The 20,164-nt window shown below is 72.2% G+C and carries 22 protein-coding genes; 17 read left to right on the top strand and 5 right to left on the bottom strand.

Translation table 11 applies throughout. The annotated features are described in order from the left end of the window. Nucleotides 1–113: 113 nt before the first annotated feature. Genes MTO99_RS06290 through nirB form a run of 3 tightly spaced genes read right to left on the bottom strand, consistent with a single transcriptional unit; the run spans nucleotide 114 to nucleotide 4,614 of the window. Nucleotides 114–1,244, bottom strand: coding sequence for a uroporphyrinogen-III synthase (locus MTO99_RS06290; RefSeq protein WP_243557901.1), 1,131 nt, complete (start codon nucleotides 1,242–1,244; stop codon nucleotides 114–116). Continuing rightward, nucleotides 1,241–2,026 carry a uroporphyrinogen-III C-methyltransferase gene (cobA, locus tag MTO99_RS06285; RefSeq protein WP_243557899.1) on the bottom strand — a complete coding sequence of 262 codons (786 nt, stop codon included), beginning with the start codon at nucleotides 2,024–2,026 and terminating at the stop codon, nucleotides 1,241–1,243. The genes MTO99_RS06290 and cobA overlap by 4 nt, the downstream gene beginning before the upstream one ends. Then, on the bottom strand, nucleotides 2,023–4,614 hold the full coding sequence (nirB, locus tag MTO99_RS06280; RefSeq protein ID WP_243557898.1) for a nitrite reductase large subunit NirB: 2,592 nt from the start codon (nucleotides 4,612–4,614) through the stop codon (nucleotides 2,023–2,025). Before nirB ends, cobA begins: the two co-directional genes overlap by 4 nt. 313 nt (nucleotides 4,615–4,927) lie before the next feature. Between nirB and nirD the strand changes: the two genes are divergently transcribed. Next, a complete protein-coding gene (nirD, locus tag MTO99_RS06275; protein WP_243557897.1) occupies nucleotides 4,928–5,272 on the top strand; it encodes a nitrite reductase small subunit NirD in 345 nt (114 codons plus the stop codon). 15 nt (nucleotides 5,273–5,287) lie between these two features. Here the strand turns inward: nirD and map are convergent, their stop codons facing one another. Beyond that, entirely contained in the window at nucleotides 5,288–6,058 is a 771-nt protein-coding gene (gene map, locus MTO99_RS06270) for a type I methionyl aminopeptidase (RefSeq protein WP_243557896.1), read from the bottom strand. A 74-nt stretch (nucleotides 6,059–6,132) separates the two neighbouring features. Here map and MTO99_RS06265 point away from each other — a divergent pair, with 74 nt between their 5' ends. From MTO99_RS06265 to MTO99_RS06220, 10 genes are all read left to right on the top strand, one after another. Continuing rightward, nucleotides 6,133–6,624 (top strand): hypothetical protein, encoded by a 492-nt coding sequence (locus MTO99_RS06265; RefSeq protein ID WP_243557894.1) that lies wholly within the window; start codon nucleotides 6,133–6,135, stop codon nucleotides 6,622–6,624. Between the two features lie 192 nt (nucleotides 6,625–6,816). Beyond that, nucleotides 6,817–7,164: a 50S ribosomal protein L19 gene (gene rplS / locus MTO99_RS06260; RefSeq protein ID WP_243557892.1), complete on the top strand. Its 348-nt coding sequence runs from the start codon at nucleotides 6,817–6,819 to the stop codon at nucleotides 7,162–7,164. A gap of 107 nt (nucleotides 7,165–7,271) precedes the next feature. Beyond that, the gene (gene lepB, locus MTO99_RS06255; protein ID WP_243557890.1) at nucleotides 7,272–8,012 is read left to right on the top strand and encodes a signal peptidase I; all 741 of its coding nucleotides are present in this window, start codon (nucleotides 7,272–7,274) and stop codon (nucleotides 8,010–8,012) included. After that, nucleotides 8,013–8,705, top strand: a complete 693-nt coding sequence (gene rnhB / locus MTO99_RS06250) for a ribonuclease HII (RefSeq protein WP_243557888.1) — start codon at nucleotides 8,013–8,015, stop codon at nucleotides 8,703–8,705. It begins immediately after the preceding gene. Nucleotides 8,706–8,710: 5 nt separating this feature from the next. Continuing rightward, nucleotides 8,711–9,034: a DUF2469 family protein gene (locus MTO99_RS06245; RefSeq protein WP_243557886.1), complete on the top strand. Its 324-nt coding sequence runs from the start codon at nucleotides 8,711–8,713 to the stop codon at nucleotides 9,032–9,034. Nucleotides 9,035–9,157: 123 nt separating this feature from the next. Continuing rightward, entirely contained in the window at nucleotides 9,158–9,514 is a 357-nt protein-coding gene (locus MTO99_RS06240; protein WP_243557884.1) for a YraN family protein, read from the top strand. Continuing rightward, nucleotides 9,514–11,073 (top strand): YifB family Mg chelatase-like AAA ATPase, encoded by a 1,560-nt coding sequence (locus tag MTO99_RS06235; protein WP_243557882.1) that lies wholly within the window; start codon nucleotides 9,514–9,516, stop codon nucleotides 11,071–11,073. The genes MTO99_RS06240 and MTO99_RS06235 overlap by 1 nt, the downstream gene beginning before the upstream one ends. Beyond that, complete coding sequence (gene dprA / locus MTO99_RS06230; RefSeq protein WP_243557880.1) at nucleotides 11,073–12,326, top strand: DNA-processing protein DprA; 1,254 nt, start codon at nucleotides 11,073–11,075, stop codon at nucleotides 12,324–12,326. The genes MTO99_RS06235 and dprA overlap by 1 nt, the downstream gene beginning before the upstream one ends. 149 nt (nucleotides 12,327–12,475) lie before the next feature. Further along, nucleotides 12,476–13,411, top strand: a complete 936-nt coding sequence (locus MTO99_RS06225; protein WP_243557878.1) for a metallophosphoesterase — start codon at nucleotides 12,476–12,478, stop codon at nucleotides 13,409–13,411. Further along, complete coding sequence (locus tag MTO99_RS06220; protein WP_243557876.1) at nucleotides 13,408–14,355, top strand: tyrosine recombinase XerC; 948 nt, start codon at nucleotides 13,408–13,410, stop codon at nucleotides 14,353–14,355. Before MTO99_RS06225 ends, MTO99_RS06220 begins: the two co-directional genes overlap by 4 nt. 24 nt (nucleotides 14,356–14,379) lie before the next feature. Here MTO99_RS06220 and MTO99_RS06215 read toward each other — a convergent pair whose 3' ends face one another. Then, entirely contained in the window at nucleotides 14,380–14,994 is a 615-nt protein-coding gene (locus MTO99_RS06215) for a murein hydrolase activator EnvC family protein (RefSeq protein WP_243557874.1), read from the bottom strand. A 270-nt stretch (nucleotides 14,995–15,264) separates the two neighbouring features. On the opposite strand from MTO99_RS06215, the gene rpsB reads away from it, so the two are divergent. The 6 genes from rpsB (at nucleotide 15,265) to MTO99_RS06185 (ending at nucleotide 20,141) form a co-directional block, all read left to right on the top strand. Continuing rightward, the gene (gene rpsB, locus MTO99_RS06210) at nucleotides 15,265–16,215 is read left to right on the top strand and encodes a 30S ribosomal protein S2 (RefSeq protein WP_243557872.1); all 951 of its coding nucleotides are present in this window, start codon (nucleotides 15,265–15,267) and stop codon (nucleotides 16,213–16,215) included. Between the two features lie 42 nt (nucleotides 16,216–16,257). Beyond that, nucleotides 16,258–17,088, top strand: a complete 831-nt coding sequence (gene tsf / locus MTO99_RS06205) for a translation elongation factor Ts (protein WP_243557870.1) — start codon at nucleotides 16,258–16,260, stop codon at nucleotides 17,086–17,088. Between the two features lie 145 nt (nucleotides 17,089–17,233). Beyond that, a complete protein-coding gene (gene pyrH, locus MTO99_RS06200) occupies nucleotides 17,234–17,965 on the top strand; it encodes a UMP kinase (RefSeq protein WP_243557868.1) in 732 nt (243 codons plus the stop codon). 46 nt (nucleotides 17,966–18,011) lie between these two features. Next, nucleotides 18,012–18,566, top strand: a complete 555-nt coding sequence (gene frr / locus MTO99_RS06195) for a ribosome recycling factor (RefSeq protein WP_243557866.1) — start codon at nucleotides 18,012–18,014, stop codon at nucleotides 18,564–18,566. A 7-nt stretch (nucleotides 18,567–18,573) separates the two neighbouring features. Further along, nucleotides 18,574–19,566: a phosphatidate cytidylyltransferase gene (locus tag MTO99_RS06190; protein ID WP_243557865.1), complete on the top strand. Its 993-nt coding sequence runs from the start codon at nucleotides 18,574–18,576 to the stop codon at nucleotides 19,564–19,566. Continuing rightward, nucleotides 19,563–20,141 (top strand): DivIVA domain-containing protein, encoded by a 579-nt coding sequence (locus MTO99_RS06185; protein WP_243557864.1) that lies wholly within the window; start codon nucleotides 19,563–19,565, stop codon nucleotides 20,139–20,141. Before MTO99_RS06190 ends, MTO99_RS06185 begins: the two co-directional genes overlap by 4 nt. The last annotated feature ends 23 nt before the right edge of the window (nucleotides 20,142–20,164 follow it).

Raw genomic sequence — 20,164 nt, 5'->3', positions numbered from 1 at the left:
GTCGGGGTCGGTACGACCGACGTTATGCAGGCCGTGTTTCTTCGCGTCGTGTCGGTGGTAAACCCTGGGTCTCGGGAAGCTCACCTGGCTGTCGCGGCACGGTGAGCGGATGCTCAGACGTCGACCCGGTACCCGCGTTTGACCACGGTGGCGATCACGCCGGGGGCGCCGAGCGACTGCCGCAGCCGGCTCATCGCCATCTCCAGCGCGTGCGGGTCGGTGGATCCGGGCAGCGCGGTCGCCAGGCGTTCGCGCGGCACCACCGAGCCGCCCGCCGCGACGAGCGAGCGCAGGATGCCGAGCCCGGCGGGCGCGAGGGCGACCCGTCGGCCGTCGACCTCGACGACGCCGCCGCGGAGTTCGAGCCGGCCGTGCCGGGTGTCCAGCCGCATCACCCGGCTCTGCTCCAGGTGTTCGCACACGAGGCGGATGAGCGCGCCCATCCGGAACCGTTCGGGCTGGATCGGCTCGATGCCGAGCTCTTCGAGCGGCGCCGCCGTCACGGGCCCGACCGCGGCGGCCACCACCGGGCCCTGCAGGGCGTCGAGCAGCTCGTACGTGCGACCGCGGTCGTCGGCCGCCGCGAGCAACGCGTGCACCGACGGGGCGCTGGTGAACGTGACGCAGTCGAGCCGGTGCGTGCAGATCGCCTCGATCATCCGGCCCACCCGCTCGTCGGTGTCGTCGGGCGCGGTCCAGCGGTACGGCTCCACGGTGAGGACGCGGCGGCCGGCGCTGCGCAACCGCTCGAGCTCGGTCGGGCGCAGCTCGCCGTGCAACTGCACCGCGATGACGGATGCCTCGGGCCGCTGCGCGAGGACGAGGTCGACGAGCGACTCGGTCGTCTCGCGCTCGCTCATGCCGGCGTCGTCGAGGCCGGCGGCACGGATGCTGCCGCGGGCCTTCGGCCCGCGCACGAGGATGTCCGCGTGCTCGAGCACCTCGACGAGCTCGTGCCCGAGTCCCGCCGCGTCGGCGACCTCGAACCAACGTCGGATGCCGTACGCCGTCGTCGCGAGCAGCACCTCGGGGCGGGCGTCGATGATCGCGCGGGTGTCGTCGATCACGGGCCCGTCGCTCTGCGCATTCGCGATCCGCAGCGTCGGGGCGTGCAGCACCTGCGCGCCCCGGCGTTCGAACGCGTCGATGAGGTCGTTCGAACGGCGATCGCTGGTCACGCCGATGCGGAACCCTTCGAGCTGATCGGGCCGGAACCCGAGCACCGGTTCGCCGAGGTCGCTCACGGTTCCGCTCCCAACGACGCGGCGCGGTCGATGACGGCGAGGGCGTCGGCTTCGCCGGCGGACGCGAGGCCCACCACCTCGCCGATCACGATCACCGCCGGGGAGGCCGCGTGGGCGACGCCGGCGGCCACGACGATGCGGTCGAGCGGCGCGATCGTGGTGCGCTGGTCGGGCCGGGTGCCGCGTTCGACGATCGCGACGGGCGTGCTGCGGTCGAGTCCGAACCGGAGCAGACCGGATGCGACGGAGGGCAGCGTGTTCACCCCCATCAGGACCACGATGGTGCCGCCCAGCCCGGCGAGCCGGTCGAGCTCGTCGTCGGTGAGGGGCGCGTGCCCCGACACGACGGTGAACAGGTGGCTGACGCCGCGGTGGGTGAGGGGGATCCCGGCGGCTGCGGGCACCGCGATCGCGCTCGAGACGCCGGGCACGACCGTCACCGGGATGCCCGCGGCGCGACAGGCGAGCACTTCCTCGCCGCCGCGACCGAACACGTAGGGATCGCCGCCCTTCAGCCGGACCACGTGCGCGCCGGTCGCGGCGTGCTCGACGAGCAGGGCCTCGATCTCGTGCTGCGGAACCGCGTGGTGGCCGGGGCGCTTGCCCACGTCGATCAGGCGCGCCCGCGGCGCGAGCTCGGCGAGCGTCGCGTGCGGGGCGAGCCGGTCGTAGAGCACGACGTCGGCGTCCGCGAGCGCACGCACCGCGCGCACGGTGAGCAGATCGGGGTCGCCTGGGCCGCCGCCGACGAGGGTCACGCGGCCGACGGTCGCGGCGCTCACGCGTCGCTCCCGCGAACCGGGATGGTGGGACCGGCGACCAGCACGGCTTCGCCGCGGGCCTGCTCTTCGGGTGTGGCCGGCCGAAGCTGCCCGCGTTCGCGCACCCGCGCGACGGTCGGTGCGGTCGGCTCGTTCACGAACGCGCGGAATCGTCGCAACCGCTCGGGATCGGCGAGGGTGGCCGCCCACTCGTCCTCGTAGCCGCCGACGTGGCGCGCGACCGCGGCCTCGAGTTCCTCGGCGAGGCCGAGCGAGTCCTCGACCACGACCTCGCGCACGTGGTCGAGTCCGCCGTCGAGGTCCTCCATCCAGCGCGCGGTGCGCTGCAGCCGGTCGGCGGTGCGGATGTAGTACATCAGGTAGCGGTCGATGTACTTGATCAGGGTCTCGTCGTCGAGGTCGCTCGCGAGCAGCTGCGCGTGCGAGGGCTGGAACCCGCCGTTGCCGCCCACGTAGAGATTCCATCCGGCCTCGGTGGCGATGACGCCGACGTCCTTGCCGCGGGCTTCGGCGCACTCGCGCGCGCACCCCGAGACGCCGAACTTCAGCTTGTGCGGCGAACGCAGCCCGCGGTAGCGCAGCTCGAGCCGGATCGCCATCGCGACCGAGTCCTGCACGCCGTACCGGCACCAGGTGGAGCCGACGCAGCTCTTCACGTTGCGCAGCGCCTTGCCGTACGCCTGACCCGACTCGAAGCCCGCGTCGACGAGCCGCTTCCAGATGTCGGGAAGCTGGTCCAGCCGGGCGCCGAAGAGGTCGATGCGCTGGCCGCCGGTGATCTTCGTGTACAAGCCGAACTCCATCGCGACCTCGGCGATCACCGCGAGCTTGTCGGGCGTGATCTCGCCGGCCGGGATGCGCGGCACCACCGAGTAGGTGCCGTCCTTCTGCATGTTCGCCATCGCGCGGTCGTTGGTGTCCTGCAGGGTGCCGCGACCGGCGTCGAGGATGTAGCTGCCGTGCTCGGCGGCCAGGATCGAGGCGATCGCGGGCTTGCAGACATCGCAGCCGCGCCCGGTGCCGAGCCGAGCCATGATGTCGTCGAAGCTCGTGAGGCCCAGCACCCGAACCGAGTCGAACAGCTCCTGACGCGAGATCGGGATGTGCTCGCAGAGCGCCCGCGAGATGGCGACGCCGGTCTTGCGCAGCTCGCCCTCGAGGAGCTTCTTCACGAGCGGCACGCACGAGCCGCACTGGGTGCCGGCCCGGGTGCAGGTCTTCAGCGCGCCGAGCTCGGTGCACCCGTCGGGTCCGTGCACGGCCCCGCGGATCGTTCCCGCGGTCACGTTGTTGCACGCGCACACCAGCGCCGCGTCGGGCAGCTCGTCGCCCGCGGGAGGTTCGGCGCCCGCGGCCGAGAGGTAGGCGGCCGGTTCCGCCGAGAGCGCGGTGCCGAGCAGCGGTCGCAGCGACGCGTACGGTTCGGCGTCGCCGACGAAGATGCCGCCGAGCAGGGTCTTCGCGTCGTCGGTGACCACGAGCTTCTGATACAGGCCCCTGGCCGGATCGGCGTACACGACCTCGAGCGCGCCGACCGTCGTGGCGAGCGCATCCCCGAAGCTCGCGACATCCACCCCCGACAGTTTCAGCTTGGTGGCGTCGTCGACCTCCGAGAACTCGGCGCCACCGCCGAGCAGCCGGTCGGCGACGACCTCGGCCATCGCGTTCGCCGGGGCGACGAGGCCGGTGCAGCGGCCCTCGAAGCTCGCGACCTCGCCGATCGCCCAGATGTTCGCCGCCGAGGTGCGACAGGCGCGATCGATCGCGATCCCGCCGCGCTCGCCGAGTTCGAGGCCGAGCGCGCGGCCCAGCTCGTCGCGAGCGCGGATGCCGATCGCGAACACGATCACGTCGGCGGCGACGCGGGTGCCGTCGGTCAGCGCCACGCCCGTGACGCGATCGCCCTCGACTTCGACGGCCGCGGGTCGGGTGCCGAGGTGCAGTGCGAGCCCCTGCGCCGTGATGAGACGCCCGAGCGCCCGGCCGGCGCCCTCGTCGAGCTGCGCCGACATCAGCCACCGCCCCGAGTGCACCACCGCGACATCGGCGCCGAGCTTGGCGAGTCCGCCGGCCGCTTCCAGCCCGAGCAGGCCGCCGCCCGCGACCACGACGCGCGCCGGTCGGCCTTCGTCGCGGGCGATCGCGCCCACCTCGGCGACGAGCGCATCGACGTCGTCGATCGTGCGGTAGACGCGGGCGTGCTCGGCGCCGGGGAGGTCGGGCACCGGCGCCGACGAGCCCGTCGCGAGCACGAGCTCGTCCCAGTGCAGCACCCGGCCGGCGTCGGTGGTCGCCGTGCGGGCGGCCGGGTCGACGGCTTCGACGCGTTCGCCGACGACCAGGCGCACCTGGTCTTCCGACCACATCTCCGAGGGCTGCAGGGTGAGGTCGACTTCGCCCGCCAGCCGGGTGCTGAGCGCGACCCGGTCGTACGGATGCCACGACTCCTCGCCGACGACGGTCACCCGAACCGCGCGCTCGTGGTCGCGGGCGTGCAGGCTGTCGGCGAGGCGGTGGGCGGCCGGCCCGGCGCCGACGATGAGGACCTCGCGGACATCGGCCTGGTGCGCGCTGGCGGATTCGGACATGCGACTCCTCTCGACGGCGGGAACGCCGACGGCAGCGCGTCGCGCCGCCCCCGTGCGACCTCGCGGACCGGACGATCGCGCTGGCGCGGCATCCGGTGGATCAGTGACTCGCCGCGAGCGTACGGTGGTGCCGTTTCGGAAGTGTTTCGCGGCGGTAACCGACCCGCTCGCCGTGCGCACGTCCCCCCGACCACGGCGTGAGGCCGGATTCACGGGTATGAAACAGCAGCTGTCGTCGGGCGAAACATGCCCGTCCTACCGTTTCGGACACGAGCCGGCGAATCGCGCCGGCGCCGACCGCGGAGGGTGCACGATGACGATCCTGCTCGACACGACCTGGCGTACGGTCTGCGCGGTGGAGGACCTCGAGCCGAACTGGGCCGAGGCCGCACTGCTCGACGATCGGCAGGTGGCGATCGTCCTCGTCTCGGACGACGAGGTGTACGCCGTCGACCATCACGACCCGCACTCGGGCGCCCCGGTCATGGCCAGGGGCATCGTCGGCTCACGAGGCGATCGTCCGACGATCGCGTCCCCGTTGCACAAAGAGGTCTACGACCTCGGCACCGGCGAGTGCTACACCGACCCGTCGCTCGTGCTGCGCACGTACCGCACGCGCGTGGTGGGCGGGTCGATCGAGGTCGAGCTCGCGTCCTGACCGACCCGGAGGGGCTCAGCCCGCGCGCTGAGTGAGCACGATCGGTCCCTGCTCGGTGATCGCGACCGTGTGCTCGGAGTGCGCGCCGCGCGAGCCGTCGGCGCTGCGCAGCGTCCAGCCGTCGGGATCGGTGAAGATCCGGTCGGTGGTCTCGAGGAACCACGGCTCGATCGCGATCACGAGGCCGGGCTTCAACGGCATGCCGCGGCCGGGCCGGCCGTTGTTCGGCACGTGCGGGTCGCCGTGCATGGTGCGCCCGACGCCGTGGCCGCCGAAGTCGGTGTTGATCGAATAGCCCTGCGCGCGCGCCACGTCGGCGATCGCACGGGAGATGTCTCCGATGCGGTTGCCGACCGTGGCGGCCGCGATGCCGGCGGCGAGCGCCCGCTCGGTGGTGTCGATGAGGCGCAGGTCGGCGTCGCGCGGGGTGCCGACGACGAGCGAGATCGCCGAGTCCGAGACCCAACCGTTCACGCTCGCGGCGAAGTCGAGGCTCAGCAGGTCGCCGTCGCGGAGGGTGTAGTCGTGGGGGAGGCCGTGCAGCACGGCGTCGTTCACCGACGTGCAGATCACCTTGCCGAACGGGCTCGCGCCGAACGACGGGTGGTAGTCGATGTAGCAGCTCTCGGCGCCGGCCTTGCGGATCATCTCGTGCGCGATGGCGTCGAGCTCCAGCAGGTTCACGCCGACTTTCGCGGCGGCGGCGGTGGCCTCGAGCACGCTCGCGACGAATCGGCCGGCGGGGCGCATCTCGTCAAGCTCGGCGGGGGTCCTCAGTTCGATCACGGTTCCTATTCTGTCGGGTCCGCCCTGAGTGAACACCCCGCGCCGCGCTCGGCGGGCGGGGTTAGCCTGAGGACATGCTCTTCCGGCGCGTGTTCCTGCGGTGGCTGTTCATCGCTCCCGTCGTGCTGCCGCTGTGGATGGTGGTCGGCTGGGCGATCTTCGGCGCAGGCGGATGGAGCACGCTCGGGCTGGTCATCACCATCCCGGCGGCGTTCCTCGCGCTCCTCGTGATCGCGGTGCTCGTGAACGCGCGCCCCACCGTGCGTGCCGAACGCGCGGTCTCGTGGACCGACGTCGGGGTGATCGGGGCCTGGCATCTGCTGCTCGTCGCGGCCGGCTGCTACGGCGCCGCCGCACTGCTGTTCGGCGTGCTCGCGCTGTTCGCCGCGGTCGCCGCGTTCTGGGCGTCGATCTGGCAGTTGGTCGCCGACGGCGCGCGGCGCATGCAGGCGAGCATGACGGAGTTCGAGCGGCTCGCGAACCAGAACCGGCCGGATGCTCCGACGCAGCCGCGGTCCGGCGACGACGACGGCGACGTGATCATCGTCCACGAGGTGCGCGACTGACGGAGGCCGCGACCGACCTCCGATCCGCTCGTTTTGGCGGGGGTCGCCCCGATCTGGCAGAATGGTTGTTTGTGCCGCCGCAGGACTCTGCCTCCGGGGAGCACGCACAGCGCGAATCCCGCGCGGGCGGCACCAGACACTTCCATCCATGATCCGCGTTCGACCGGTGGCGGGCGCAGAGAGCGAACCATCATGCACATCCTCGACAGCGTCGATGCCGCCAGCCTGAAGAGCGACATCCCCGACTTCCGCCCCGGCGACACCGTCAAGGTGCACGTCAACATCGTCGAAGGCAGCCGGTCGCGCGTCCAGGTGTTCCAGGGCGTCGTCATCGGCCGTTCGGGCCAGGGCGTCCGCGAGACCTTCACGGTCCGCAAGATCAGCTTCCAGGTCGGCGTCGAGCGCAAGTTCCCGGTGCACTCGCCGATCATCGACAAGATCGAGGTCGTCACCCGCGGTGACGTGCGGCGCGCGAAGCTGTACTACCTGCGCGAACTGCGCGGCAAGAAGGCCAAGATCAAGGAGAAGCGCGAGAACTGATTTCGCGCGGCGAGTCCCTCGCCGCTCCGGCGATTCCACCGAGCTCCCCACCCCTAGACTGGGCGGGGAGCTCGGGCGGTTAAATGACAGAGGAACACACTCGCACCATGCGCGCAGACGGCGATGACGGCGATACGACGACAACGGCGGCGACGCGGCGCAGGCGCGGCGCACTGCTGTTCCTGCGCGATGTGCTGGTCATCTTCGTGGTGGCGGTGCTCGTCTCGTTCCTCATCAAGACCTTCCTGATCCGGTCGTTCTTCATCCCGTCGGGTTCGATGGAGGTCACCCTCGAAGTCGACGACCGCATCATCGTCAACCAGCTCGTGCCCGAGGTCGTGCCGCTCGAGCGCGGCGACGTGGTCGTGTTCCGCGACCCGGGCGGGTGGCTTCCGGCACGGGTCGAGCCCGAGCAGCCGCCGCTCGTCGCCGCGGTCGACTGGTTCCTCGCGCTCGTCGGGCTGAGCGCGCCCGATTCGAACGACCACCTCGTGAAGCGCCTCATCGGTCTGCCCGGCGACCACGTCACCTGCTGCAACGCGCTCGGGCAGATGAGCGTCAACGGCGTGCCGCTCGACGAGCCGTACGTCACCCTGCCGCCCGGCGAAGAGAAGGTCTCGCGTGACGACTTCGACGTCACCGTGCCGGCCGACCGGCTCTGGATGATGGGCGACAACCGGTACGACTCGCAGGACTCGCGCTACAACGGCGACACGCCGTTGAAGGGTTTCGTGCCCATCGAGAACGTCGTCGGTCGCGCGTTCGTCGTGAGCTGGCCCGTGTCGCACTGGGCGTGGCTCGGCAACTATCCCGACGTGTTCGACGGCGTCGAGAAGGGCACGGGCTGAATGGCGCGCCGCAACGCCCCCGATCTGCGCGTCGAACGTGCGATGTTCGACGAGGGGGTGCCGTTCGTGCTCGCCTGCGACGAGGTCGGTCGAGGGGCGCTGGCCGGCCCGGTGACGGTGGGGCTCGTGGTCATCGGCCCCGACGTGCGGCGCATGCCCGCCGGGCTTCGAGACTCGAAGCTGCTGCCCGAGCCCAAGCGCGAGCTGCTCGCGCCGCGGGCGGCGGCGTGGGTGCACGCCTCGGCGGTGGGCGAGGCATCCGCCGATGAGATCGACGAACTCGGCATCATGGCCTGCCTCGGCCTCGCCGGAGCGCGGGCCTGGGCGCAGCTCGCCGAGAGCGTCGCGCTCGAATCCGGGCTGCCGCTCGTGCTCGACGGCAACTACGACTGGTTGAGCCCGTCGATCGAGCACCGGGCGCGGGTCGTCACGCGCATCAAAGCCGACCGCGACTGCGCATCGGTGTCGGCGGCATCCGTCATCGCCAAGGTGCACCGCGACCGCGGAATGCGCCGCGCGCACGACGACCTGCCGCTCTACGGCTGGGACGAGAACAAGGGCTACTCGACGCGCGCGCACTTCGCCGCCCTCGCCGAGCACGGTCCCAGCGCGCTGCACCGGCGCACCTGGCTGCACGACCGCTCGGCGGCGGCCGCCGAGGAGCCGGCGCTGTTCGACCTCGGCGTAGGATGAATCCGATGGACGAGGACGAATTCGACGACTACGACCGCGAGGTCGAGCTGGCCCTGTACCGCGAGTACCGCGACATCGTGGCGCAGTTCAAGTACGTGGTCGAGACCGAGCGTCGGTTCTACCTCGCGAACGAGGTCGAACTGGTGCGCCGCGACACCGAGCACGACTTCTACTTCGAGCTCGCCATGAAAGACGTCTGGGTGTGGGACGTCTACCGCGCCGATCGATTCGTGAAGGCCGTGCGGGTGCTCACCTTCAAGGACGTGAACATCGAAGAGCTCGCCACGCGCGAGTTCGAGCTGCCGAAAGAGCTCGCGCTCGACGAGTAGGCCGCGCGGCGCGTTCGACTCCTCCTCGACAGGCGGGGGCCCGCCCCCGGGTTCCCACAGTCGCGTCACCGCCGCGCCGTGCGGGCCCGCCCGCCCGCGACGCTGGTCGCGGAGGTGGTGCGGATGGCCCACAATACGGAACTCGGTCGACGCGGCGAACAGCTCGCGGTCGACCACCTCGTCGCGCGCGGCATGGTCGTGCTCGACCGCAACTGGCGGTGCCGGCTCGGCGAGATCGACATCGTCGCGCGCGACGGCGACGACACGGTCTTCGTCGAGGTGAAGACGCGCACGGGCGCCGGCTACGGGCATCCGTTCGAGGCGATCACGGCGCTGAAGCTGGCGCGGATGCGCCGGCTCGCGGTCGCGTGGTGCGAGGCGTCGGGCCGTGCCGTCGGGCGGATCCGACTCGACGCCGTCGCCATCCTCGTTCCCGGCGAGGCGCCCGCGCTCATCGAGCACCTCGAAGGGCTCGGCTGATGCCGGTCGGGCGCACCAGGTCGGTGGCGCTGTTGGGGCTGGCCGGGTCGATCGTCGACGTCGAGGCCGACCTGTCCAGTCAGCTGCCCAACCTGATCATCATCGGTCTGCCCGACGCGGCGCTGGCCGAGGCGCGCGATCGAGTGCGCTCCGCGGCGACGAACGCCGGCTGCCCGCTGCCGAACCGCCGCCTCACGGTCAACCTGTCGCCCGCGTCGTTGCCGAAGCACGGCTCGGCCTTCGACCTGGGCATCGCGATAGCCTGCCTCGCGGCGTGCGGCGGGGTCGATCCGGCGTCGGTCGGGCAGGTCGTGCACCTCGGCGAACTCGGGCTGGACGGGCGGGTCCGGCCCATCGACGGCGTGCTTCCGGCCGTGCTCGCCGCGGCGCGGGCCGGGCACCGCACGGTCATGGTGCCGGCGGCGAACGCCGAGGAGGCCGCGCTCGTCCCCGACGTACGCGTGGTCGGGGTGGCGACGCTCTGCGAGGCGGCGATCTGGCACGGCGGCCGGTACGACGTGCCCGAGGAGCTGCTCGGCGCCGACCCGCTCGCAGCCGCCGATGGCGCGGCGCAGGCCGAGACGTCGGCGGAGACGGCGCACCTCGACCTGGCCGACGTGGCCGGCAACGAGTCCGCGATCCGGGCGCTGCTGGTCGCTGCGGCGGGCGGGCACCACCTCTTCCTCGAGGGGCCGCCCGGCGCGGGCAAGACGATGCTCGCCGCCCGGCTGCCCGGCCTGCTGCCCGATCTCGACACCGATGCCGCGCTCGAGGTGGCCTCGCTGAGGTCGCTGGCCGGGCGCGCTCCGAAGGGTCTGAACCGCCGGCCGCCGTTCGAGGCGCCGCACCACACCGCGTCGGCTGCGGCGATGGTGGGCGGCGGCAGCCGCATCATCCGGCCCGGCGCCGCGCCGCGCGCCTCGCACGGCGTGCTGTTCCTCGACGAGGCGCCCGAGTTCCCGGCGTCCGTGCTGGACGTGCTGCGCCAGCCGCTCGAGTCGGGCAGCATCAGCATCCACCGCGCCAATGCGGTCGCCACGTTCCCCGCTCGGTTCCAGCTCGTGCTGGCCGCCAACCCATGCCCGTGCGGGCAGCACGGCGTGAGCGACGCCGAGTGCTCGTGCGCACCCTCGGTGCGGCGCAGGTACCTCGGTCGCATCTCGGGGCCGCTGCTCGACCGGGTCGACCTGCGGCTCTGGGTTCCCCGCATCACCGCAGCCGAGCTGCGCATGGCGGGGGAGCGGCGCACCACCACCACGGCCGAGGCGCGCGCCGCGGTGCTCGCCGCGCGCGGTGCCGCTGCCGAACGGCTCACCGGCACGCCGTGGCGGGTGAACGCCGACATGCCGGGCCCGTGGATCCGCGGAGCCGGCGGCCTGCATCCGGGCGGGCGCGCGACCGCGGCGCTCGACCGGGCGCTCGAACGCGGGTCCGTGACCATGCGCGGCTACGACCGGGTGATCAAAGTCGCCTGGACCCTCAGCGACCTCGAGGGCGCCGCGCGCCCCGACGCCGGCCACGTCGGCGAGGCGCTGTTCCTGCGGAAGGCGATGGCGTGATGCGGGGATCCGACGCGTTCGACGAGCTGCTCGACCGCTCGGCACGCGCGCTCGAAGCGGTGGGGAGATCGCTCGACGATGCCGATGCGTTCGCCCGCATCGTGCTCGGCGCCCTCGCCGAGCCCGGCGACGGCGTCATGGGGCGCGCGGTTGCGCAGGTGGGCGCCGTCGCGACCGCGCACGCGCTGCTCGCGCGACCTGACGTCGCAGCGCTGGCCGCCCTGCTGCCCGCCGAGGCGACCGTGACGCCGAAGACGATCTCGGATGCGCTCGCGCGATGGATGCCGCGGCTCGACGCCGAGGCGATCCTGCGCTCGCTCGCGCAAGCCGCCCGAGTCGGGGCGGCACTGCTCGTGCCGGGCGATCCCGACTGGCCGATCGGCGTCGACGACCTCGGAGTGCACACGCCGCTCGCGCTGTGGGTGCGGGGGCGCACCGCGGCCATCGCGTCGAGCGCGCCGGCGATCGCCCTCGTCGGCGCCCGCGCGGCGACCGGGTACGGCGAGCACGTGGCGATCGAAGCGTCCGCCGGACTCGTCGACCGCGGGTTCACCGTCGTGTCGGGCGGCGCGTACGGCATCGACGGCATGGCGCACCGTTCGGCGCTGCGCAGCGCCGGCAGCACCGTGGCGTTCCTCGCCGGCGGCATCGACCGGTTCTACCCGCTGGGCCACGACGACCTGCTGTCGCGCATCGTGCAGACGGGTGCGGTCGTGTCCGAAGTGCCGTGCGGATCCTCGCCGACGAAATGGAGGTTCCTGCAACGCAACCGCTTGATCGCCGCGGCGTCCGCCGCGACCGTCGTGATCGAGGCCGGGCACCGGTCGGGGTCGCTGAACACCGCGAACCACGCGAGCGCACTCGGCCGGCCGATCGGCGCGGTGCCCGGGCCGGTCACGAGTCCGGTGTCGGCCGGGTGTCATCGGCTGCTGCGCGAACGCGACGCGATCTGCGTCGTGAACGCCGCGCAGATGGCCGAACTCGCGGGCGGCACCGGTGCGCACGGTGCGCTCCGACTGTTCGACGATCCGGCCGGCGCCGCCCGCGGCGGCCCGCCCGGCCCGTCGGCCCACCCCGATGCGGTGCGAGTGCTCGACGCGCTCAGTCCGCGTTCGCCGCGCAGCGTCGACGACGTCGCACGCCTGGCCGGAGTCGAACCCGCGCGGGTCATGGGCGTCCTCGGCATCCTCGAGATCGAAGGCAGGGCGGCGAGACGACCGAACGGCTGGGTCGCGCGGCGAGCCGCGGGATGAGGCGGTCGGCGCGCGGCGGCGGGCTGAGGCGGTCGGCGGTCCGCGTGGGGCGTGCAGCGTGCTGACGCGGTCCGCGTGGGGCGTGCAGCGTGCTGACGCGGTCGGCGCGTGGCGGGCGCCGCGTCGGCGGTCCGCCGTAGGCTGGCGCCGTGCACGCCATCGACGACCAGAGCGACCACAGCGACCGGCCGCGGCTCGGCAGGTACCCCGCTGCGCGGCACGTGCTCGCGCACCTGTCCGACACGCACCTGCTCGCGGGCGGCGCGCTGCTCGGCGGGCGGGTCGACACGGTCGCACTGCTCGATCGTGCCGTCGCCCAGCTGGCGAGACTCGGCACGTCGATCGACGCGATCGTCGTGACCGGCGATGTCGCCGACCTCGGCGAGCCCGACGCGTACCGACGGGCGCGGGCGGCGATCGCACCGCTGGTCGCGGCCACCGGCGCCGAGCTCGTCTGGGTCATGGGCAACCACGACGAGCGGGCGTCGTTCCGTGCCGAACTGCTCGACGAGCCGCCGGGCGACGCACCGGTGCACCGATCCGTGACGGTCGACGGTCTGCGCATCATCGCCCTCGACGTGAGCGTGCCCGGCTACCACCACGGCAGCGTGGACGACGCGGCGCTCCACTGGCTCGCGACCGAACTCGCCGCACCGGCCGAGCGCGGCACCGTGCTGGCCCTCCACCACGCCCCGATCGCGACCCCGCTCGCGGTCATGGACGTGCTCGAGCTGCGCGGGCAGGACACGCTCGCCGACGTGCTCGCGGGCACCGACGTGCGCCTCATCCTCGGGGGCCACCTGCACTACCCGACGAACGGCGAGTTCGCCGGCATTCCGGTGTCGGTCGCCGGCGCGCTCGCCTACACGATGGATCTGTCCGCGCCCCCGCGCGAACTCGTCGGCGTCGACGGCGGGCAGTCCTGCTCGGTGGTGCACCTCTTCGACGACGCCGCCGTGACCTCGGTGGTGCCGGTCGGCGCGCACCCGGTGGTGACGAGCTTCGGTGCCGAGTTCCTCGCCGAGCTCGAGGCACTCGACGAAGCGGGCCGGCTCGAACGATTCGGGCGCAAGGCGGGCGCATGACGCGCGTCCCCGACTCGGCGACCGACGGGTTCGGGGTGCTCGTCGCCGACTACCTCGAGCACCTCGAGTTCGAACGGGCGGTCGCGGCGAACACGCTCACCGCGTACGCCCGCGACCTCGCCGACCTCGTCGGGTTCGCGCGCGAACGCGGCGCCGGCGTCGTGGCCGACCTCGACCTGGCGCTGCTGCGCGACTGGTTGTGGCAGGCGACCGAACGCGGGCTCGCCCGCAGCTCGGTGGCACGCCGCGCCGCGGCAGCCCGCGGCTGGTGCGCGTGGCTGACCCGCGTCGGTGCGCTCGCGGCGGATCCGTCGGCACGCCTGCGGGCGCCTCGGCCGCACCGCACGCTGCCGCGTGTGCTGACCCAGTCCGCGATCGCCGATCTGCTCGCCGCGGTCGACGCGCGTGCCGGCGAGGGCGATGCCGTCGCCGCACGCGACTCCGCGATCCTCGAGCTCCTGTACGCTTCGGGCCTGCGCGTCTCCGAGCTCGTCGGTCTCGACCTCGGCGGGCTCGACCGCCGCGCGCGCACCGTTCGAGTCGTCGGCAAGGGCGACAAGGAGCGCGTCGTCCCGTACGGCGCGCCCGCCGCCCGCGCACTCGACCGCTACCTCGAGACCGGCCGTGCGGTGCTGCTCGCCGCGGCACCGTCGACGGCGCCGGCCACGCCCGCGGTCTTCCTCGGGGTGCGCGGCGGGCGGCTCGGGGTCCGGGCGGTGCACCGACTCGTGGCATCGCTGCTCGCCGACCTGCCCGGAACCGGGCCGTCGGGTCCGCACGCCCTGCGGCACACGGCCGCCACGCACCTGCTCGACGGCGGTGCCGATCTGCGCGCAGTGCAGGAGTTCCTCGGCCACGCGAGTCTCGGCACCACCCAGATCTACACGCACGTGTCGACCGAGCGGCTGAAGGAGAGCTACCGACTCGCGCATCCGCGGGCGTAGCCGGCATCGGCCCGCCGCCGCAGCTCAGTCGTCGCGCCACGGCAGCAGCACCGCACGGGGCACGCCGCCGAGGAAGCGGAACGGCGACACGTACTCGCCGTCGACGCGCACCCCGAAATGCAGGCAGCCGGCCCCGCAGTGACCGCCGGTCGCCACCGAGCCGATCGGGTCGCCCGGGCGGACGGCGTCGCCGACGGCGACGGCGGAGGTGATCGGCTCGTACGAGCTCAGCACGCCCTCGCCGTGGTCGACGGTGATCACACCGCGGCCCGCGACCATGCCGGCGAAGGCGACGACGCCGCCCGCCGGAGCGCTGACCGTCGCACCCGGCGGGACGTCGAGGTCGATGCCGCGGTGGCCGGACGCGTACGGCGTCGCCGGCGCCCGGAACGGTCGGAGGACGACGATCGGACTCGGAACCGGCCACCGCCAACGCGGCTGGGTCGCCGCCGAAGGCTCCGCAGCGCCGGCGGGCTCCGCTGCGGCGGCCGGCTCCGCTGCGGTGGCCGGCTGCGCGGCGGCGGGCATCCCGTCGGCCATCGCCGCCGGCGCCCCGGGCATGCCGGCGACCAGTGCCCCGGCCATGAGGGCCCGGGCCGCGAGCAGCGCGACGACGGGGGTGGACCAGCGACGAGTCATCCGCCCAGCTTCGTGGCCCGGCGGAGCATCCGGCCCTGTTCCCGCCCGACCGGTGGACCGCCCAGCCGCGCAGCCCGGCTGGGGAGGAGGGGACGCGTGGTAGCATGTCCGAAGCGCCTCGCGTGTCGGGGCGACTACGCGTGCCCATTCGGCAGACGACTCCATCGGTCCTCCTCCTCGCTTCGCGGGGAGTCGGCGGAGCGTGCCGGGCACCAGGGCTTCCGGCCGCCGGCCGGCAGCAGTCAACCGAGAACAGAAGGAGAACGGCTCATGGCCGTCGTCACCATTCGCCAGCTGCTCGACAGCGGCGTGCACTTCGGGCACCAGACCCGCCGCTGGAACCCGAAGATGAAGCGCTTCATCTTCACCGAGCGCTCGGGCATCTACATCATCGACCTGCAGCAGTCGCTCGCCTACATCGACAAGGCGTACGACTTCGTCAAGGAGACGGTCGCCCACGGCGGCACCATCCTCTTCGTCGGCACCAAGAAGCAGGCGCAGGAGTCGATCGCCGAGCAGGCGCAGCGCGTCGGCCAGCCCTTCGTGAACCAGCGCTGGCTCGGTGGCCTCCTCACCAACTTCTCGACGGTGTCGAAGCGTCTCGCCCGCATGAAGGAGCTCGAGGAGCTCGACTTCGAGGGCACCACGAGCGGCTTCACCAAGAAGGAGCTCCTCCTCAAGAAGCGAGAGCTCGACAAGCTGCACAAGTCGCTCGGCGGCATCCGCAACCTCACCAAGACGCCGTCGGCGCTGTGGGTCGTGGACACCAAGAAGGAGCACCTCGCAATCGACGAGGCGAAGAAGCTCGGCATCCCCGTCATCGGCATCCTCGACACCAACTGCGACCCCGACGAGGTGCAGTACCCGATCCCGGGCAACGACGACGCGATCCGCTCGGTGAGCCTGCTCACCCGCATCATCGCCGACGCCGCCGCCGAGGGCCTCATCCAGCGCCACCAGAAGCCCGAAGAGGGCGAAGAGGCCGAGCCGCTCGCCGAGTGGGAGGCCGAGCTCCTCCAGGCGTCGACCGAGACCACCCCCGAGCAGGCATCGGCCGAGACCGAGAAGGTGGCCGAGACCGTCGCCGAGGCCCAGGCCGAGGCCGCCGAGGTCGTCGACGAGGCTGCGACCGAGATCGCCGCGACCGAGTCGGCCGCGGACGAGGCCGGCGAAGCGGCGGCCGAGCAGGCCGACGCGGCCGACGCGCCCGCCGCCGAGTAGTCGACACCCACCACACTTCGAACGACAGGGAGTCCATTCCACATGGCCAACGTCAGCATCGCCGACATCAAGGCGCTTCGCGAGCAGCTCGGTACCGGCATGACCGACACCAAGAACGCGCTCGTCGAGGCCGACGGCGACATCGAGAAGGCGACCGAGATCCTTCGCCTGAAGGGTGCCAAGGGCAACGCCAAGCGCGCCGACCGCTCGACCTCCGAGGGCCTCGTCGCCGCCGCCGACAACGGCGACGGCACCGCAACCCTCATCGAGCTGGCCTGCGAGACCGACTTCGTCGCCAAGGGCGACAAGTTCGTCGGTCTCGCCGACCGCGTCCTCGCCGCCGTCGCCGCGTCGCGCGCCGAGACCGTCGAGGCCGCTCTGGCCGCGCCGGCCGAGGGCAAGACCGTCGCCGAGGTCATCGACCAGGACGCCGCGATCCTCGGCGAGAAGGTCGAGCTCCGCCGCGTCCGCCTCGTGAAGGGCGAGCAGTTCTCGATCTACCTGCACAAGACCTCGAAGGACCTGCCCCCGCAGGTCGGCGTGGTCCTCGGCTACGCGGGCGCCGACGCCGAGACGGCTCGCTCGATCGCGCAGCACATCTCGTTCGCGAACCCCGAGTACCTCGCCCGCGAGGACGTCCCCGAGGAGGCGGTGGCCAACGAGCGCCGCATCGTCGAGGAGATCTCGCGCAACGAGGGCAAGCCCGAGGCGGCGCTGCCGAAGATCATCGAGGGTCGCCTCGGTGCGTTCTTCAAGCAGGTCGCACTGCTCGAGCAGGACTACGCGAAGGACAACAAGCTCACCATCAGCAAGGTCCTCCAGGACGCGGGCCTGACGGTCAGCGACTTCGCCCGCTTCAAGGTCGGCGCGTAAGTCATCGACGAGGGGAGTCCGGATCATCGATCCGGACTCCCCTTTTCATGCGCCCGGATGAGCGCAAGCGGTCGGATGCCGCGTCGCGGCGTCGGGGCGCGAACCACTAGTTTTGACACGGGGCTGACCGAAGGGACGGCAGGCGATGACGGATCGCAGACGCAGGGTGATGCTGAAGCTCTCGGGGGAGGCGTTCGGAGGGGGAGCCCTCGGCGTGAATCCCGACGTGGTGGGCGCGCTCGCCCGCGAGATCGCACAGGCCGCGCAGGACGTCGAGGTGGCGATCGTGGTCGGCGGCGGCAACTTCTTCCGCGGCGCCGAGCTCTCGCAGCGCGGGATGGACCGCGGACGAGCCGACTACATGGGCATGCTCGGCACGGTGATGAACTCGCTGGCGCTGCAGGACTTCCTCGAGCAGGCGGGCGCCGCGACCCGCGTGCAGTCGGCGATCTCGATGACCCAGGTCGCCGAGCCGTACATCCCGCGGCGCGCCGAACGGCACCTCGAGAAGGGCCGGGTCGTCATCTTCGGCGCCGGCGCCGGGCTGCCGTACTTCTCGACCGACACGGTCGCCGCCCAGCGGGCGCTCGAGATCGGCGCCGACGTGGTGCTGGTGGCGAAGAACGGCGTCGACGGCGTCTACTCCGACGACCCGCGCACCAATCCCGACGCGCACAAGATCGACGAGATCACGTACCAGGAGGCGCTCCAGCGCGGGCTCAAGGTGGTCGACTCGACCGCGTTCAGCCTCTGCATGGACAACGGCATGCCGATGCAGGTGTTCGGCATGGAGCCGGAGGGCAACGTCACCGCCGCGATCCTCGGGGCCAGCCTCGGCACCATCGTGCGCAACGGCGCTCCGGTGGCGGCTCGCTGAACCGGCCCTCGATAGACTGTCCCGAGTAGCGAACGAAGGAGCTCCCGTGATCGCGGATGTACTGTCCGATACCACCGCACGCATGCAGAAGGCCGTCGAGGTCGCGAAGGAGGACTTCGCATCGGTGCGGACGGGGCGGGCGAACCCCCAGCTCTTCCAGAAGATCATGGTGAGCTACTACGGCACGCCGACTCCGCTCGCGCAGCTGGCCTCGCTCACCAACCCCGAGGCCCGCACGCTGGTCGTGACGCCCTACGACAAGAGCGCGCTGCGCGACATCGAGCAGGCCATCCGCGACACGCCGAACCTGGGCGCGAACCCCACCAACGACGGCAACCTGATCCGCGTGACGCTGCCCGAGCTGACGGAGGAGCGCCGCAAGGAGTACGTGAAGATCGTGCGCTCCAAGGCCGAGGACGCGCGCGTGTCCGTGCGCAACATCCGCCGCAAGGCCAAGGACGACCTCGACGCGCTGAAGGGCGAGGTCGGCGACGACGAGGTCGCGCGCGGTGAGAAGGAGCTCGAGCAGGTCACCAAGACCCACGTCGACCAGATCGACGATGCGCTCAAGCGCAAGGAAGCCGAACTCCTCGAGGTCTGAGTCCGACATGTCAGGCGACCCCGAGGAGGGGGAGCGGACGGCCGCCGAGGGGCACGAGTCCACCTCGCGCGACGACTTCCGCACCCAGGTCAACGCGAAGCGTGCCGAGTTCGAGCGGCAGTTCGAAGCCGGGCGCGCCCAGTTCGACCAGGCGCAGGAGAAGATCAAGGCCCGCACGGGCCGCAACCTCATCCTCGCGATCCTGATCGGGCTCGCGTTCGGCGGCGCGCTGCTGCTCAGCCTGCTCGTGATCAAAGAGCTCTTCATGGTGTTCGCGGTCGTCGTCGCGGGTTTCGCCAGCCTGGAGCTCACGCAGGCGTTCCGGCGTGCGCAGATCCGGGTGCCGGTGGTGCCGAGCGTCGCGGTCGCGGTGCTGGCGGTGCCGGTGGCGTACTACTTCGGTGCGGGCGGGCAGTTCGCGGCGGTCGTCGCGGGCATCGCGCTGGTGACGCTCTGGCGGCTCGTTGAGGCGCTCTTCGGCGGGCGGTCGGATGCTCCGAGCCGCAACGGTCTCGTCGGCGATCTCGCCGCGGGGGCGTTCGTGCAGGGCTACGTCACCTTCCTGGCGACCTTCACGGTCGTGCTCACCGCCGCCGACGGCGGCCAGTACTGGACGCTGGCGTTCATCATCATCGCCGTCGCGGCGGACACGGGCGCGTACGCGTTCGGTCTCTCGTTCGGCAAGCACCCGATGGCACCGGTGATCAGCCCCAAGAAGACCTGGGAGGGCTTCGCCGGCGCCGCGGGCGTGAGCCTGGTCGCCGGCGCCCTGCTGGCGGTGTTCATGCTCGGCGAGCCCTGGTGGTTCGGGCTGCTGTTCGGTGTCGCGATCCTGCTCACGGCGACGCTCGGCGACCTGGCCGAGTCGCTGATCAAGCGCGATCTCGGCATCAAGGACATGAGTTCCTGGCTGCCGGGCCACGGCGGCTTCCTCGACCGGCTCGACTCGATCCTGCCGTCCGCGGCAGTCGCGTTCGTGGCGTTCCGCTTCTTCGGATGAGCGTGCGCGATACTGGTGCGGTGGATTCGACGTTCCCCCGCGCCCGCAAACCTCAACTCGGCTACCGGATCGACCAGGTCGAGGAGTTCCTCGCCGTCGCCCGCCGTGCGTTCGAGGGTCAGCCGAAGCCCGGCGACCCCGAGCTCACCGCCGAGGGCATCCGCCTGACCGCCTTCGCGGTGCAGAAGGGCGGGTACTCGACCTCGCACGTCGATGCCGCCCTCGAACGCCTCGAAGACGCCTTCGCCGCGAAGGAGAAGCGCATCGCCGAGCGGCTGCACGGCGACGAGGCGTGGCTCGTCGAGGCGCGGACGACCGCGCAGGTCGTCTCCAACCGTCTCGCCCGGCCCGAAGGTCAGCGATTCGACCGGGTGAGTCCGCTCGTGCTCGGCTACCACGTGCGCGAGGTGGACCGGTTCGCCGACCGCCTGGCCCGGTACTTCCGCGACGGGTGGCCGATCAGCGTCGACGACGTGCGCGCGGTCTCGTTCCACGCGCAGCGCGGCGGATACCGCGAGGCGCAGGTCGACCTGGTGCTCGACGCGGTGGTCGACGTGATGCTCGCGGTGCGATGACTGCGGCGCTGCATCCGGCCCTT

The organism is Agromyces larvae (assembly GCF_022811705.1).
Taxonomy (GTDB): domain Bacteria; phylum Actinomycetota; class Actinomycetes; order Actinomycetales; family Microbacteriaceae; genus Agromyces; species Agromyces larvae.
This window is presented reverse-complemented; position numbering and strand designations above follow the sequence as displayed.